The organism is Candidatus Binatus sp. (assembly GCF_030646925.1).
GTDB lineage: Bacteria > Desulfobacterota > Binatia > Binatales > Binataceae > Binatus.
The window spans coordinates 44,384-60,463 of the sequence record NZ_JAUSKL010000062.1 but is presented as its reverse complement, the minus strand read 5'-3'; the positions used below and the strand labels follow the sequence as shown (position 1 = coordinate 60,463).

The window sequence follows — 16,080 nt, the reverse complement described above, 5'->3', positions numbered from 1 at the left end:
CATGTATCACGACTACTTTGGTCTGCACGACAATCCGTTTCGGCAGGCGCCCGGCGCGGAGTTCTTCTTCGCCAGCCGCAGTCACCGGGAAGCGCTCGCGGCGCTGCAGTGGGGACTTTCCGATCCGACCGGGCTGGTGCTGCTGAGCGGCGACGTCGGCACCGGCAAGACGACCGTGATTCGCGAACTCTTCTCGCGCGAAACCGGCGGCATCCGTATCGCTCTGATCGACCATCCGCGGCTGCCGTTCGACGAACTGCTGCGAAGCATCCTGCAGCAGCTCAAGCTGGCTGTTCCTGAAGGTCGCGCGCGGATGCTGGAAGCGCTGGGTCACGCCGCCGAACGTCAGCGAGTGGTGGTGGTGATCGATGAAGCTCAGCAGTTGAGCGATGAAGGGTTGGAGGAATTCCGGCTGCTGTCGAACTCGAACCCCGAACGCTTGCAGTTGATGCTGGCCGGCCAGCCCGAGTTGCTGGAGCGACTGAGCTCTCCCGAACTGCGTCAACTCAATCAGCGGATCGCAGTGCGCGCGGTGCTGGCTCCGTTTGGATCGGCGGAGACGGCCGACTACCTGCAACATCGGATACGGGCGGCGGGCGGCGATGCCCGGCGGATTTTCACCAGGCGAGCGCTGCGCGCGATCGCTCGCACCAGTCACGGCATCCCGCGCCGGATCAACATCCTGTCGCACAACGCGATGCTGTTTGCGTACAGCGCTGGCTCGAAGCGGGTGCGGCCGAATCACGCGGTGGCGGCCGCGCTGGAATGCGATCAGTCGAGCGTGCCGTTGGCGGCACCGCCGTCGCAACCGGTCGGCCAGATCTGGCGCCGCGCGCTGCTGCCCGCGATGCTGCTCGCGGCCGGAGTTGTATCCGGCGTTCTGTATCGCGGCGCGTCGCCGAGTGAACCGGCGCGGTATCGGGCGCCTTCCAAGCGATTGGCTCGAACGATGCCATTGGATCGCTTGTTCGACCCGCCAGTCCTGGCGGCGGCATCGAAGCCAGTTGCAGAGGATTTCGCCAGCGGATTGTCCGCGCCGACGCTGACTAAAATCGCCGCGACCTCTTCCGCACCTGGCCCAGCCGTCAAAACTCCTGCGCCGTTCGGCGCGCAAGCGATGGCTCCCGAAGTGCCTGGGCCGATCGGAGCGGACGCGGAAGAAGACCTTGCAGCGAAACACCGGGACACGAGCTTGCCGAATTCGCTGAACGCCGGCGGAGCCCGGGAAGTGGTGGTTCAGTTGGGCGACACGCTTTCCGGAATCGCTGAGCGCTTTGGCGATTCGGCGGAAGGACTCGACGTCGCACAACTGGTCGCGGCCAATCCAGAAATCAAAGACGCAAACCTTATCTATCCGGGTGAACGGATTCGGCTCACTACGAGTGAAGGGAGGCGCGAGAGTGCACAATGAGCAAGTTCTTTGGAGCATTGCAGCAGCGGGCGGCATCGCCGCCCGGGTCCACCGAGCGTCTCTCCGGGCAAGTGCGCACGGTGAGGCTGTCGTTGGTGCCGAACATCCAGGCCGTGGCTGCCGAGCTGGCGCGGGACGAAGGACTCTATCACCTGGCCGAGCAATTCTCCGCCCTCGCCAGCGTGACTGATGGTTCTCGATTGTTCGTCGCCGGCTGCAATCCCGGCGACGGCGCTTCGAGCGTCGCGGCGGCAATCGCGCTCGACTTAAGTCAGCGGCTGGGATTGCCAACCGCGCTGGTCGATGCCCACTTGCAGCATCCCGGCCTGCAGAACGTCTTCCCTCGCAACGATACCGCCATCAGCGAGCGCAGCGGCTCGCTAATCAGGAACACCGGATTGCCGCGGCTTGACCTGATGCTCAACACGCTCGGGCAAGCTACCGAACAGCTCATCCAGGATGTGAACGCGACGCTGCCGCGCTATCGCGCCGCAGTAGTCGATCTCGGCGTCGCCAGGCTCGATCCCTCCTTGCTCCGGCTGATCAGGCCCGCGGACATCGTGATGCTGGTGGCGCGCTACGGGCATACGGAACGACGCCACTTGCTCGGCGCTGTGCGGGCATTCACCGCCGCAAACCATCCGGCGATCGGCGTGATCTTCAACGCGGTCCAAAACCCTATCCCCGAATGGCTTCGGCGAATAATCGGAATCGGAGGTTGATGTGTCCCTGATCGAACAAGTTTCCAACGGTAATGGGTCGCCCCTTGCGCAAAGCGTTGAAAGGAGCGCGAAGCCTGCGCGCCTGAAAGCTATCGCAGTTGTAGGTCTGGGCTATTGGGGGCCTAACTGGGTTCGCGTAATCAGCCAGCTACAGCAAGCCGATCAAATCGTGTGCTGCGACTTGAGCGCGGCGCGGCGGGAGCAAATCGCGAAGCTTTACCCCGAGGTGAAGGCGGTCGAATCAGTAGACGACGTACTGAACGATCCGGACGTCGAAGCGGTGGTGGTAGCGACGCCGGTCAACAGCCACTACGAGATCGCGCGCCGCTTCCTTGAAGAAGGCAAGGCGGTGCTGGTCGAAAAGCCGCTCGCGATATCCTTGAAGCAGGCGGCCGAACTGGTGCGCCTCTCGCGCCGGCGTCAGCGCACGCTGATGGTTGGCCACACCTTCGAGTACAGCGCGCCGGTCCTGAAGGCGCGGGAGCTTATCGAATCCGGCGAGCTGGGCGAGATCCTTTACATCAGTTCGGTGCGCGCCAACCTGGGTCTCTTTCAACGCGATATCAACGTGGCGTGGGACCTTGCGACCCATGATATCTCGATCATTCTGATGCTGCTCGGGCAGATGCCGGAATCGGTCGCATGCCAGGGACAAAGCCACTACCGGAGCAAGGTGGAAGACGTCGCGCTGCTGACGCTCCATTTTCCCAACGGCGTGATCGCGTTCATCCATGTTAGCTGGCTCGATCCGAACAAGATCCGGCGCGCGACGATCGTGGGTTCGCACAAGATGGTCGTTTACGACGATACCGCCTTGCAGGAAAAGATCCGGATCTACGACAAAGGCGTGACCTTCCAGCCTCACTACGACACCTATGGTGAATTTCAGCTTTCTTATCGCTACGGCGACATCCAGATTCCGAGAATCGAGGAAGCTGAACCGCTCAAGGTCGAATGTGAGCACTTCATCGACTGCATCCATACCGGCAAGGTGCCTAAGTCGGACGGCGTAAGTGGTCTGCGCGTCGTTAGCGTGCTCGAGGCGGCGGATATTTCGTTGAGCAACGGCGGGCAGCGCGTCCCGGTGAGCCAGGAGGCTTTCGGATGGGAATGATGATGCCAGCCAACGCCTGCGTCGCGGACGATGTGCGATTCGGCGTACGGGTCCAGCTCGCACCGTTCGTGAATCTCTACGGCTGCGCGATCGGCGACGATTCGCGCCTGGGTGCGTTCGTAGAAGTGCAGCGCGACGCGGTGATCGGTGCACGATGCAAGATCTCGAGTCACACCTTTGTTTGCTCCGGCGTGACGATCGAGGACGAAGTTTTCATCGGGCACGGAGTGGTGTTCATCAACGACCGCTATCCAAGAGCAACCAACGCCGATGGCTCGGCTCAAAGCGAGAAGGACTGGAAGCTGGAGCGAACCCTGGTTCGCCGCGGCGCGTCGATAGGCAGCGGCTCGATCATCCTTTGCGGAATCGAGATCGGGGAAGGAGCAATGATCGGCGCGGGTGCGCTGGTCACGAGGAATGTTCCCGCCCGCACCCTTGTGGCTGGCCACCCCGCCCGATCGTTCAACAAGACCGTAGACATGCAGTCGAGGTAAGCGCAGATGACGATCAAGTTCCTGGATTTGGCAGCGCAGGATCAAGAGATCGAAGCGCGATTGACGCCCGAACTCGCGTCGATCCGCGAGAAAACTGCATACGTGGGTGGTGCGTCGATCGCCGCCTTCGAAAAGGAATTCGCCGACTACCTGGGAGTGCGTCACGTGGTCGGCGTCAGCAGCGGAACCGACGCACTTAGGCTTACCATGCTGGCGATGGGGATCGGGCCGGGGGATGAGGTCGTCACCGTACCGATGACCTTCATCGCGACGGTTGCGGCGATAGTTCAGACCGGCGCGCGTCCGGCCTTTGTCGATATCGATCCCGACACCTGCAACATGAGCATCCCGGCGCTGCTGCAATTCCTCGACGAAGCTCGCCGATCTGGTCGGCGAATACGAGCGATTCTGCCGGTGCATCTTTATGGGCTGCCCGCTCACATGGTCGAGTTGCGCGAGATCGCGACGAAGTACGGCATCAAGTTGATCGAGGATGCATGCCAGGCGCACGGCGCCAAGATCAATATCGAGGGCAGGTGGGTGCGTGCGGGCGCGCTGGGCGACGCCGCGTGCTTCAGCTTCTATCCCGGCAAGAACCTGGGCGCGTGGGGCGACGCCGGTGCGATCGCGACCAACGACGACGCGCTAGCCCGAACCGTAGCTAACCTGGGCGATCACGGCCGCATCTCTCATTACGCGCATAGCGCCTTCGGCTACAACTCACGCATGGATACCGTGCAGGCGGCAGTGTTGCGCGCCAAGCTCGAGCGGCTCGACGAATGGAACGAGAAGCGCCGCAGAGTCGCCGCTCACTATCGCGAGCTGCTGGGCCGCAGCGGTCTTAGACTTCCGCTGGAGCCTGAAGGTTTCGAATCGAGCTACCATCTGTTCGTAGTGCGCACGCCGAAGCGCGACGCGCTTCGCACGGCGATGCTGGCCGATCAGATCCAGTGCGGAATCCATTATCCGGTGCCGGTGCATTTGCAGCCCGCGTGCCGCGACCAGGGCTACAGGGCGGGCGATTTTCCGGTCAGCGAGAGCGTAGCTGATAGTGTCCTTTCGCTGCCAATGCATCCGCACCTGCGGCCGCAGGAAGTCCATCGCGTGGCAACCGTGGTGAAGGGAGCCCTGGCCGAGCTTTAAGCCATGTTTGAAATCGAACTACGCAAGGAAAAGGCGCTGTTCGCCGCGACGGACGCATTGGCGATTCTGGCAGCGATCGTGCTCGCGGGCTTCGTCAACGACGTGCGCGGAACGCCGCCGCGCTTCCTGTCTCCGGCGAATCATCTGCCGATCATCCTGACGACCCTCGCGCTGGTAAGCATCTGGTTCGTTAGCGGTCGCGCGCTAGGCCTCTATGAGCAGCGGCCGGGAACCTGGGAGCACTTTGCTTGCGTATTCAAGAGCGCCTTGGCCGCGATAGTGCTGGTACTTTCCATCGGCTTTGTACTGCATGGCGAGCCGCCGCGCGTCCTTGCAGGAATGGTAGTTGGATTCGGCTTCATCTTTATCCTGGCGGCGCGCGGACTGGTCAGCGGCCTGCTAAGCCAGTTCCGCACCCATCCTAACTTCGCGAGACCGATCGTAATTCTAGGCTTCAATTCGTTCGGCCGATACCTATGCGAGCAACTGGATATCTACTTCAAGCAGTGTCAGGTAATTGGCTTTCTCGACCTGGAAGTGAAAACGGGCAGTCATGCGGGGCGCTCCGTCCTTGGAGGGTCGGATGAAATCCCGGCGCTGGCCCAAAAGCACAACAACCTCGAAGTTGCGATCGTCCTTCCTGACGGCCCGGCCGAACTCACCGAGAAGGTCGTCAAGCTTTGCGAGCATAACAACGTGCGTTGGCGACTGATGCCTGCCCTTGCGCGCGCGTTTCCTTCCGGGCTCAGGGTGGACAACGTCGGTGTTATTCCGCTCATAGGTCCTCGATCCTGCAACATCCAGGGGCTCAACTTCCTGATTAAGCGCGCCTGCGACATCACGGCGACCGCGGTGGCATTGGTAATCGCGGCGCCTGCGATGCTGGCCGCGGCCTTGGCTATCCTGCTGTTCGACGGACGCCCGGTGCTGTTCCATCAGTCGCGGATTGGACTCTATGGAAAGCCCTTCAAGCTGCTGAAGTTTCGAACCATGCGCGCTGACGGTTCCGAGGCGCCGCACCAGGATTATGTCCGCCGCTGGATTCGCGACAGCGCGCCCGCCGCCGCTCACAACGGCGACCAGAAAGTCTACAAACTGACTGCGGATCCGAGGATAACCCGGGTAGGTCGCATCCTGCGCCGCTTCAGCCTCGACGAGTTGCCACAACTTATCAACGTGTTACGCGGCGAGATGAGTCTAATCGGTCCGCGCCCCGCTCTGAGCTATGAGCTTGAGCTATACGAGGACTGGCATCGCTCTAGGCTGGCGGCTTTGCCGGGAATCACCGGGCTATGGCAGGTCAGCGGGCGCAATTCGCTGTCCTTTGAAGAAATGGTTCGGCTCGACATCAAATACCTGGAAGGGTGGTCCCTAAGTGAAGACCTGCGCATCATGATGCGCACCATTCCTGCGCTGTTCAACGGTGGTGGCCATTGATCAAAGAGAACTTGAGAATGGCGGAAGCCGCCGACGAATTTCTCTGGGCAGCGTTCGTGCGCAACGTGCGAGTCAACGTGCTGGCCGAAGTATTTTCACAGGGAATTCGCATCGGAGGCTTTATCTTCCTGGCGCGAACTCTGCAGCCAGCCGATTTCGGCATCTTGAGAATATTGATCACTTCGACGCTTCTGGTCGGAATGGTCGCCAACGCTGGCATCCCGGACGCGATTATCCAGCGCAAGGAACTCGACAGTGACCATGAGTCCACGGCGTGGTGGCTCAATCTTGTCCTGTCTGCTGGAGCAGCGACGCTGCTTTGCGCGATTGCGGGACTGATTGCGTCGGCGATGGCGATGCCGATGCTGACGACTTCACTTACCCTGCTGGCGATCCCGGTGCTAATCGATGCGACGTCATCGATCGCGAACGCTCGCTTGCGGCGGCAACTAAGGTTCAGCGCCCTGGCCACGGCGGATTTCTCGGCCGAGCTGGCCTTTTTGTGCGGCGCGCTGCTTATGATCTGGCTCGGGCTTCCGCGCTGGAGCCTGGTAGCGGCGCTGGGCGCACGACTCACCTTTCACGGCTTGGTGGTCTGGTGCTGCGAGCCATTCCTGCCGAGGCGGCTTCCGAGACTTTCCGCAGCTCGCGAGCTGTTTCGTTTCTCGGTCAGTGTCTGGGGTGGCCGAGTGCTTGGCGTTGTATCCGGCAACGCTGACTACCTGCTGGTCGGACGCCTGCTAGGTAGTCAAACCCTCGGCTACTATGTGATAGCCTGGGATCTTCTGCGTTTCGTACCTGACCGCCTTTACTACGTCGCCGGACGCGTCACGCTGCCGACCTTCTGCCGGCTTCAGCACGACAACCGCGCACTGGCGCGCGCCTATCGCGAGTTTACGGGCTACCTTGCAAAGCTGATTTTGCCGATGATGACGTGTACGGCGATCGCGGCGCCATACGTGCTGGCCGGTCTCTACGGGAATCAATGGATACGAGCCGCGGCGCCGCTCAGGATTCTAGCGGTCGGCCTGAGCCTCGCCGGACTGCGGCTTGCCATCGGATCCATCTACTATACCAAGGACCACCCTTCGTTCGACATCTACCTTCACGGCGCGCGTCTCGTACTAGTCGTGCTAGCCGTCACGAGTACGGTCAGGTTCGGACTAATTGGAGTCTGCATCGCGATGAGCGCAGTCGAAGCGTTGGTGAGTATTGGCGGGCAGTTGCTGGCGGGCCGCCTTATCGAGATGAGCTTGCTCGATTGGCTGAGGGCCTGCGGTGGCGGAATGAAGCTGGCGCTTGTGTGCGGGCTGGGTGCAATCGCGGGCGTGTTGCTGGTAGGTGTTCTCCAGGTTCAGGGCCTGATGGCTCTGGCGCTGATCGTTCTGATTTGCCTCCTTACTTTCGTGTGGTTCGGAATGAACACTGCGCGGGATTTGATCCAGGGTGCGATAACTCCGGAGGCGGTCAATTGACAACGCTACCGCAACGAATCGATTCCGGCGCGCTGTATTCGTCTGGATTGGAACTGGCGATCGAACCGTTTGTGCAGATTCGGCCCGAGTGGGCTCGATTGGCCAGTTTGTGTCCGGAGGCGACAATCTATCAGAGTGACCGCTGGCTTACGGCTCTCACTAACGCTTATGGATTCAAAATGGTTGCAGCCACTTTGCGCGATAGCAACGGTCGCCTTGTAGCCGCATGCCTCTTCGCGCGTGGAAAGAATCCGTTCGTTCGCAAATGGACCAGCCTTCCGTGCTCCGATTCGTCGCCTCCGCTGGCGCGCGACGAGGGTGCGCGCGAACAGCTTCTCGCCGCTATCGCTCAATCGCGCCTGGCGGCCGAGGGCCTGGTCGAAATCAGAGGTTGGAGTGCGCCCGAGCCATGGCGGAAAGCGACCTGCTTTGCGGACTGGATGCTTGACCTTGACCGGCCGCTTAGCCTCATCGAGCGCGGATTGGGATCCAACTTCAGACGACAACTGCATCGCGGCCGCGAAGGATCGTTTGCAATCAAGGTTGATCGCGGGCTGCCTGGTCTCATGCGATTTTATCGGCTCGCGCTGGAAACGCGCCGTCGACTGGGAGTACCTGCGCAGCCGTGGCGCTTCTTTCAAGCGGTTTACGATGCGTTCGCCCCTAACGACAACCTTGAGGTGTGGTCCGTATCGCAGCGAGGCATGGCGATCGCTGCGACCGTGCTGCTGCGCGACGGCGAGGACATCCACTACAAATGGTCCGCGAGAATTCAACCAACTCCGATGGGTGCGAATCATCGGCTGGTAGCCGCTGTCCTGGCTGAGTATGCGCAGCAGTGCCGGTTCATGCATCTAGGCCGCACCGATACTCGCAACACCGGCCTTAGCCGCTTCAAAAAGGAGATGGGTGCGAAGCCGCATCCGCTTCCGTACTCCTATCTGCCGCAGGTTCCGGCGCATGTAAGTCCTGAGGTGCTTGCCGACTCTCAACTAAGGTTATCAATGGTGTGGCGCCGTCTTCCGCTTTCAGTAACGCGGCTACTAGGCTCGATGCTGTATCAGTACATCGTATGAGACAGAATAGTTATCTGGCGGTCACGCCCGCGCGCGATGAGGAATCATTTCTTCCAGGCCTGATTGAAAGCATGGTGGCGCAAACCAGGCTTCCCGAGGTGTGGATCCTGATCGACGATGGCTCGACCGACGCGACGCCTCGCATCATGGATGAAGCGGCTGCGAAGTATTCGTGGATTCGTGTTCATCACACTAACCGTGAAGGGCCGCGCGAACCCGGCGGCGAAGGCGTGGTGATGAGGTTTCTCTCTGCGGAAGAACGAAACAGCCTGGACTTTATTTTCCGGCTCGACGCCGATCTAAGTTTCGGCCCGCAACTGGCGGAATCGATGATGGGGGAATTCGAGCGCGATTCCACGCTCGGTATCGCGAGTGCTGTTCTTTACGAGCCCTGCGCGGATGGATGGCAGATGGCGGGCGCTCCCGGCTTTCATACTCGCGGCGCGACCAAGATGTATTCGAGAGAATGCTTTCGCGCGATAGGTGGACTTACCCGCGGCCTTGGCTGGGATACTATCGATGAAGTTCGCGCGTCGATGCTTGGCTTCACGACCCGCAGCTTCTCCCATATCACGGCCCGCCATCATCGCCCCGCCGGCGCCGCAGGTGGACGTTGGCGCGCAGGGCTGGCGCCTGGAATCGCGGCCTACCAGGCTGGATACTCGCCGCTGTTCATGCTGGCGCGCGCCGCGTACCGGATTACTGACCGGCCATATGTACTGCAATCGGTACTGCTAATGGCTGGTTACTTGCGCGGTTATCTGAATCACGAGAAGCGCGCTGCCGATAAGACCCTGATCAGGTTTATCCGGCGACATCAGCATCGCCGATTGCTGGGGTTGCAGACGATATGGCGCTGAGCAAGCAACTGAGCTTTACTGCCGGCGAGATCGAAAGCGTCGGAGACGTTGCGAACGACGCATTCGCTTTCTGGAAGCTTCCTGAGAACTGGCGGCTTCCGCTCGCGGCGCACAACTATGCGAGCGAGGTAGCGGCCGAGCACTACTTGCTCGAAAAGTACCGGCCTGAGGAAATGCGCCGGCCTCCTGCGGGCCTGCAGGTGTACTATCCAGTCAAGCACCTGCTGCCGGCCAGCGTGCGCCACTATCTGCACTCGATACTGGTCAGGTCCAGCGAACGTCCTGACTTTCCGGGGTGGCCATATGAGCCTGCGCTGCTTCGGCTAATGAGCGAGTGGCTCGATAGCGGCCTCGCAGAGCTGCAAAGCAAGGATGGCTGGCACCTGGGCTTCTGGCCCGACGACTACGACTGCTGCATCGTTCTTACTCACGACGTCGAGAGCAGGCGCGGCTTCGAACGTATCGAAGCTATCGCCGACATCGAGGAGAAGTACGGTTTCAGATCGGCCTGGAACCTACCGTTGGCTCAGTACAAGATCGATTGGCCGCGGATGGAGAAGCTTAGAAGGCGCGGTTTCGAGATCGGCGCGCATGGCTTAAGTCATGATGGACGCCTGTTCCGCAGCTTCGAAGATTTTCAGGCGTTGGCGCCAAAGCTGGAATCGATTGCCCGCGAGCATGAGTTGCGGGGCTTTCGATCGCCCTCGACCTTGCGCCGGCTGGAATGGCTGCAGGAACTGGACTTCGACTTTGACTCCTCGTTCTCGGATACCGACCCTTATGAACCACAACCTGGCGGCTGCTGTAGCCTCTTTCCTTTCTTCCTGGGCCGGATGGTGGAGTTGCCCTACACGCTTCCGCAGGATCACACCCTGCTTCATCTCTTGCGGCGCGACGCTCTTCCGATCTGGACCTCCAAGGCGCGCTGGATCGCTTCGGTCGGCGGTATGATCCTCACGCTTATTCATCCTGACTACTACGGTCATCAGCCCTACCTGGCCGAGTACGAAGAGCTGCTCAAGCAACTTGGTGAACTACGAAACTCGTGGCGCGCTCTGCCGTCCGAGGTGGCTGCCTGGTGGCAGCGCCGCGCGCGAATGAGACTCGAGGTCAAATCGAGCAGACCGATCGTTTCGGGCCCGGATGTCGAAGGAGCCGCAGTACGCCGTCTAAGCTCCGAGCGCCTCCTTACATGGAGATCCAAGTGTCGAGAATACTGATAGTCGCATATACCCACTACCTGCGTGATGGGCGTGTGAGGCGCCACGCGGAAGCGTTGGCGGCGCGCGGCGACTCAGTCGACGTGATCAGTCTCGACGATGCGGAAAGTGGCGTGCACCGCGGAGTCAACGTAGTTGGCCTGAAGATAGCCCGCTATCGCGGCGACAGCCGCAGCCGCTACGTGCGCAGCTACCTCGAATTTTTCATGCGGGCGATTGCCACCGCGCTCAGGCTTAATTCGCGAGGCCGCTATGACGCCGCGATAGTCTGCACGATGCCCGACGCGGCGATTCTAAGCGCTCTGCCGCTGCGCGCGTTCGGCGCGCGCCTGGTGCTGGACGTCCATGACACGATGCCGGAACTATACCGCGACAAGTTCGGCGGCAGGCGCGGTGCGCTGGGAGCGCGCCTGCTGATGCTGGAAGAACGCTTCTGCGCCAGCCTTGCCGATAGGGTGCTGGCGGTACACAAGCCGCACGCCGATCGGCTTGCCCAGGCGGGGATACCCGAGCGCAAGATTCGAGTAGTTCCGAACTCGCCCGACCCCGCGATCTTCCAAAGCTCGAGAGTCAGAGCGGCGGAGCGGGAGATGAGTATCGTCTGTCATGGCACGGTTACCAGCCGCCTGGGGCTGGACATAGCGCTGCAAGCGATCGACCTGTTGCGCGGGCGCCTGGCCGACCTCAAGCTGCTCATCATCGGTGAAGGGGATCATCTAGCCGAGGTCAAGGCTCTGTCGGAGCGGCTTAAGCTTGACGGCCTGGTAACATTCAAGCCGCCGGTTCCTATTGAAGCTTTGCCTTCGATGCTCGGCGAGGTGTCGGTCGGCTTAGTGCCAAATCGCGCTACCGAAGCGACCCAGTTGATGCTTCCGGTGAAACTGCTGGAATACATGATCCTGGGAATTCCGGTCATCTGCGCGCGGCTCCGCACCATCGAGTACTACTTCCCGGGCGATGCTCTGCAGTACTTCGAGGCCGGCAACGTAGGCCAGCTCGCCGCGGCCATCGAGCTGCTCTATCACCATCCTGAGCGGCGAAGCGCCCTGGCCCGCCGCGCGCGACAAGCTGCTCGAACGCTAAGTTGGGATCACGAGCGCGATGTTTTCTTCGATGCGATCGACTCGGTCCTGCCTGAACGGGCGCGCAACCGGGACCTTTCGAAACTCGCTAGCAGCTCGTTACTCCGGCTCGATCCCGAAGAGATCGCAAGAAAGAACTAAGAGATGTCGAATCCATCAAGGTTGAGGACGGAAAGGTGTGCCGATGCAAACCAATTCAGACAGCAACGGAAGCTCTCGCCGCAAGGTAAGACCGGTGGAAGGAACCGCAAACCACGGAGAAACAATAGTGACTGAAAGAAAGACCTTGGTGGTCGGCATCGGTGAAGTAGGCGGGCCGCTGGCTCAGGCCCTGGATACCAAAGGAACCGTGCTGCGCCATGATCTCGAGCCTCTTAGCTTTGACGATTCGATAGGCGTCATGCACATCTGCTTTCCATTTCGCGATCGCGAAAGCTTTGTCGAGGCCGCCGCCGCTTATATAGGCCGCTTCACGCCGGAGTTGACCATCATCAATAGCACGGTGATTCCGGGCACCACCCGGATGGTGGAACAGATGACCGGACGGAGCGTCTGCTACAGTCCGGTGCGCGGCAAGCATAGTGAGATGGCGGCGGCGCTTCGCCACTATCGAAAGTTCGTCGCAAGCTCGGACATCAGGGCGCTCGAGCAGGCGGAAGCTCACTTCCACGAGGCAGGGCTTGAGACCGAACGAATGAATAGTCCCGAGGAGTTGGAACTCGCAAAGCTTGCGGAAACGACTTACTTCGGCGTGCTGATCGCGTTTGCGCAGGAGTTGAATCGCTACGCATCGAGTGTCGGCGCCGACTACCGCGAGATCACTGAATTCTTCAAAGAGGTCGACTTCCTGCCGCGCACGAGCTATTACCCGGGCTTTATCGGCGGTCATTGCGTGGTCCCGAACATAAACCTGCTTCTGAAGGTCGCCGATTCTCCACTGCTAAGTGCGGTCCTGCTTTCCAACGCGCGCACGGCCGAGCAGCTTGATCTCGCCAGCCAGCCCGCGCTGCGAGCGGAGTAGGATCCGGACAACGGTATGAGCAGGTCCTGCTGGCTGGTTCGCGATTCCAGCGATAGCAAGTTGCCCACGATGGCGACGCAGTACGCATATCTGTTCGGGTTCGATTGCATACGATGCGACCCGGACGAGCAGCTCGAGTTCGCCGGCCCGAAACCTGGCAAAGCGATGCTGGCGCTAAGCTACCGAACCTTGCGCTACCTAGGCCCCGATCAGCTCGTGCGATTGCGCGAAACGGCCAAGGCGGGAGCGGTTGTCTATATTCGCGGCGGCTTCGACGGAACGCAGCAGTGCACCTTGTCGCCGCTAATCGATGCGACCTTCCTCTATGTGAAGGATCGCAGGGCGACGGCCTATCGAATCGAGGCTCGATGGCCAATGCCCGAGGTTCTGCACGGCGAGAACTCCGGTGGCGAATTCCTGCTGCCGTCCGCGCGCGGCATCCCCGACCAGTGGCAGGTGCTCGCGAGTGCGCAGTTCGAAAGCGGTGAATGCGCGCCTTTCCTGTTCGCGATCAGGTGCGGTGCGGGATACGTGATCTGCGACTTGCTGGCGGATGCGCCGGCTGGCTCGCCGGATACGCCGATTCTCTACCGCCTGGCAAACCCTGCCAAGCGCTATCGCGAGCTAGGCCCTCTAGCAAGCATCAGGATAGCCGCCGGCGTCAGCCCCTCGGCGCGGCCGGCGTTCAACCTGACCATGGACGACCGCCCCGCCAATTTTGATCTGCTCAACTCAGGTAACCTTCGCCGATGGCTGGAGCATGTCGAGTCGCGATTCCATCGCGCGCACGTTGACTTCGCGTGGACGCCCGACCAGCTCTATCCGGCGCGGAGCTTCGTCGAAATGCTGAAGCGGTTCAACACCGGCATCGTGTGGCACGGATTCAAACGACACGTCAATCATAGCGGGCCGCTCAAGTTCGAGAACGATCTGCGCCAGGGCGCCCTCATGGTCGGACGGATATCGCGCCGATTCGACGTCAACTTCCAGCCCATCATGGTTTTCCCGTTCGAAGCTTTCGGCCTGGAGGCGCTATCGTTTCTTAAACAAGCCGGCTTCGTGGCGACAGTCGCGGGTCCGCTCCCGCCCGGCAATTCGTGGAGTAACTATCCCTCGTTTGTGCATCGTTCGGTTCCTTTGGAAGAAGAGTTTGCGAATGTTTTTCCGGTATTGCGCCGCTACTCGTGCGAGTCGCTTTCCCGGGATCTGATGCTCAGCCACGCCGCTCTGAACCTGCCGATCATTGTCGTGGTTCATCCCGACGAGATCGGGATGCGTCGATGGCCTTATCCGCCGCTCAGAAAAGGCACGCGAACTCACAGCGATAGCGTGCTCTCGTTTGCCGCGGCCAAGCGCCTGCGAGCAGCGTCGCTGGAAGAGATCGCGCAGGAGATAGTAAGTCGTCCGCGGCCCAAGGCCTTTGAACTCAGGGAGTCGTGTAGAACCGATGCTAAGCACCTACATTGATCGGCGAGGCGGTATTTTCGGCACAAGCGTGGTCGTCCCGGGATTTTTTGCGGTCGCGGCGCTTCTCGTGCTCGTATGCCTGCGGTGGCCGTCCACGCTGGCGGCGGCCGGCGCCGTCGCGATCGCATTCGGCCTGCTTGGCGCCATCAACTTCACGAGTCATCACACGCGATGGTTGGTGCTGCCGTTGCTGGTGAATGAAGCGATGGCTTCCGTCAGTCTGATCGACGACTCCGTGCGCCCGATTCTGCGCTACTCGATGCTAGCGCTGTTCTGCGCGCCCTATGTTTCGACCGCTGCAAAAACCGGCCTGCTGAAGAAGGGCGGCTTCAGACTTTACGCGATGTATTTCATTTGGGCCGCGGTCACCGTTTGCTTTTCCGTCTATCCCTTCTATTCGTTCGGCCGGATGATCAGTGCGGCGCTGCTGCTGATGACAATTGTGGCTATCACGGCCAGCACGGATGACGACGCTCAAATCTACGAACTGTTTGGAATCTTCTGGATCGGTTCGAGCATCATTATCGCCGCGTCCGCGGTGGCGTTGATCGTCCTCCCGAGCGACATTACCTGGAAGCTCGACGACAACGGCATGCTCAGATTCGCCGGCCTCTTCAACGGTCCCAACCAGATTGGCGAGATTGCACTCACCACGGTGGCTGCCGGGGTGATCTGCTGGCCGGCCGCCGCGAGGCGTACTCGATTTCTGATCGTCCTCGCGAGCCTGGCCGCGATTGTCCTCGACGTGATGGCAGATTCCCGTTCGCCTCTAATCGCGCTCAGCGTCGGCCTGATCCTGTTCGGCATCAGCAGACTGGGACTGCGTGCGGTCGTGCTGGCGGCGATTCTCTTCATCGCGGCGACGGTCGTGCTTCCCCGCCTCGAGGGTGGACGCGACTATGTGATGCGCGGTGACGTAGCGAGCCTCACCGGACGAACAGAGATCTGGCGATACGTGATTCACGCTATCAAGGAGCGCCCCGTACTTGGCTATGGCTACGAGGTCGAAGGCCAGATCTTTCAGAGCCGCTATTTTCCGCTCTGGGAAGAGATCTGGAACGAGGGTCCTCGCAGCTCTCTCCACAACGGATACCTGTCGCGAGCGGTCGGCGTGGGCATTCCGGCGACCTTGCTGTGGGCATTCATCATCCTCCGGGCACTCCGATTTGCGATCTTCGATCGCCACGCTCCCCGGGTCTTGAGAGACGCCGTCCTGATTGGCGCGGCGCCGGTGCTGGTGCTGAACATGGTCGAAAGCACTGCGGGAGACTGCCGCTACAGCGTGGGCTTGTTGCTGGCGCTCATCTGGGCGCTGAGCGAGAAAAATCGCCTGTTGTCGATCGAAAGCGATTCCGCCGAGGACGCCGTCAGCATCGACCTCGCCGGCCGCCTGCGATCGATCAGCCCAGCTCCAACACCCATCCAGCGGACCTTCGGCGCCTTGTAGCGGGCCGCATCTCGTGACGCGTCGAAGCCCAGATCGCTGGTCAGACGTGGATTCGCGGCTTGCATGGGTCTCCGATCGTGGAATAACCGACAGAACAGTAGGATAAAATAG

General features: G+C 60.9%; 14 protein-coding genes. All 14 read left to right on the top strand.

Going from position 1 to position 16,080, the window contains the following annotated elements; translation table 11 throughout:
* Position 1: 1 nt before the first annotated feature.
* The 14 genes from Q7S58_RS09830 (at position 2) to Q7S58_RS09765 (ending at position 15,969) form a co-directional block, all read left to right on the top strand.
* Positions 2-1,411: an AAA family ATPase gene (locus Q7S58_RS09830; RefSeq protein ID WP_304824281.1), complete on the top strand. Its 1,410-nt coding sequence runs from the start codon at positions 2-4 to the stop codon at positions 1,409-1,411.
* Positions 1,408-2,133: a hypothetical protein gene (locus Q7S58_RS09825; RefSeq protein ID WP_304824278.1), complete on the top strand. Its 726-nt coding sequence runs from the start codon at positions 1,408-1,410 to the stop codon at positions 2,131-2,133. Before Q7S58_RS09830 ends, Q7S58_RS09825 begins: the two co-directional genes overlap by 4 nt.
* 1 nt (position 2,134) lies before the next feature.
* A complete protein-coding gene (locus Q7S58_RS09820) occupies positions 2,135-3,247 on the top strand; it encodes a Gfo/Idh/MocA family protein (RefSeq protein WP_304824274.1) in 1,113 nt (370 codons plus the stop codon).
* Entirely contained in the window at positions 3,238-3,741 is a 504-nt protein-coding gene (locus Q7S58_RS09815) for an acyltransferase (RefSeq protein ID WP_304824271.1), read from the top strand. The genes Q7S58_RS09820 and Q7S58_RS09815 overlap by 10 nt, the downstream gene beginning before the upstream one ends.
* Positions 3,742-3,747: 6 nt before the next feature.
* Positions 3,748-4,884 (top strand): DegT/DnrJ/EryC1/StrS aminotransferase family protein, encoded by a 1,137-nt coding sequence (locus Q7S58_RS09810; RefSeq protein ID WP_304824266.1) that lies wholly within the window; start codon positions 3,748-3,750, stop codon positions 4,882-4,884.
* Between the two features lie 3 nt (positions 4,885-4,887).
* Entirely contained in the window at positions 4,888-6,321 is a 1,434-nt protein-coding gene (locus Q7S58_RS09805) for a sugar transferase (RefSeq protein WP_304824263.1), read from the top strand.
* Positions 6,322-6,338: 17 nt separating this feature from the next.
* Positions 6,339-7,796 carry a lipopolysaccharide biosynthesis protein gene (locus tag Q7S58_RS09800; protein ID WP_304824260.1) on the top strand — a complete coding sequence of 486 codons (1,458 nt, stop codon included), beginning with the start codon at positions 6,339-6,341 and terminating at the stop codon, positions 7,794-7,796.
* A 179-nt stretch (positions 7,797-7,975) separates the two neighbouring features.
* Positions 7,976-8,872: a GNAT family N-acetyltransferase gene (locus Q7S58_RS09795; protein ID WP_304824257.1), complete on the top strand. Its 897-nt coding sequence runs from the start codon at positions 7,976-7,978 to the stop codon at positions 8,870-8,872.
* A complete protein-coding gene (locus tag Q7S58_RS09790) occupies positions 8,869-9,732 on the top strand; it encodes a glycosyltransferase family A protein (RefSeq protein ID WP_304824254.1) in 864 nt (287 codons plus the stop codon). The genes Q7S58_RS09795 and Q7S58_RS09790 overlap by 4 nt, the downstream gene beginning before the upstream one ends.
* Positions 9,723-10,952 (top strand): hypothetical protein, encoded by a 1,230-nt coding sequence (locus Q7S58_RS09785; protein WP_304824251.1) that lies wholly within the window; start codon positions 9,723-9,725, stop codon positions 10,950-10,952. Before Q7S58_RS09790 ends, Q7S58_RS09785 begins: the two co-directional genes overlap by 10 nt.
* Positions 10,937-12,175 (top strand): glycosyltransferase family 4 protein, encoded by a 1,239-nt coding sequence (locus tag Q7S58_RS09780; RefSeq protein WP_304824249.1) that lies wholly within the window; start codon positions 10,937-10,939, stop codon positions 12,173-12,175. Before Q7S58_RS09785 ends, Q7S58_RS09780 begins: the two co-directional genes overlap by 16 nt.
* 43 nt (positions 12,176-12,218) lie before the next feature.
* On the top strand, positions 12,219-13,055 hold the full coding sequence (locus Q7S58_RS09775) for a hypothetical protein (protein ID WP_304824323.1): 837 nt from the start codon (positions 12,219-12,221) through the stop codon (positions 13,053-13,055).
* 69 nt (positions 13,056-13,124) lie between these two features.
* Complete coding sequence (locus tag Q7S58_RS09770; protein WP_304824246.1) at positions 13,125-14,522, top strand: hypothetical protein; 1,398 nt, start codon at positions 13,125-13,127, stop codon at positions 14,520-14,522.
* On the top strand, positions 14,503-15,969 hold the full coding sequence (locus Q7S58_RS09765; protein WP_304824243.1) for an O-antigen ligase: 1,467 nt from the start codon (positions 14,503-14,505) through the stop codon (positions 15,967-15,969). Before Q7S58_RS09770 ends, Q7S58_RS09765 begins: the two co-directional genes overlap by 20 nt.
* Positions 15,970-16,080: the final 111 nt, after the last annotated feature.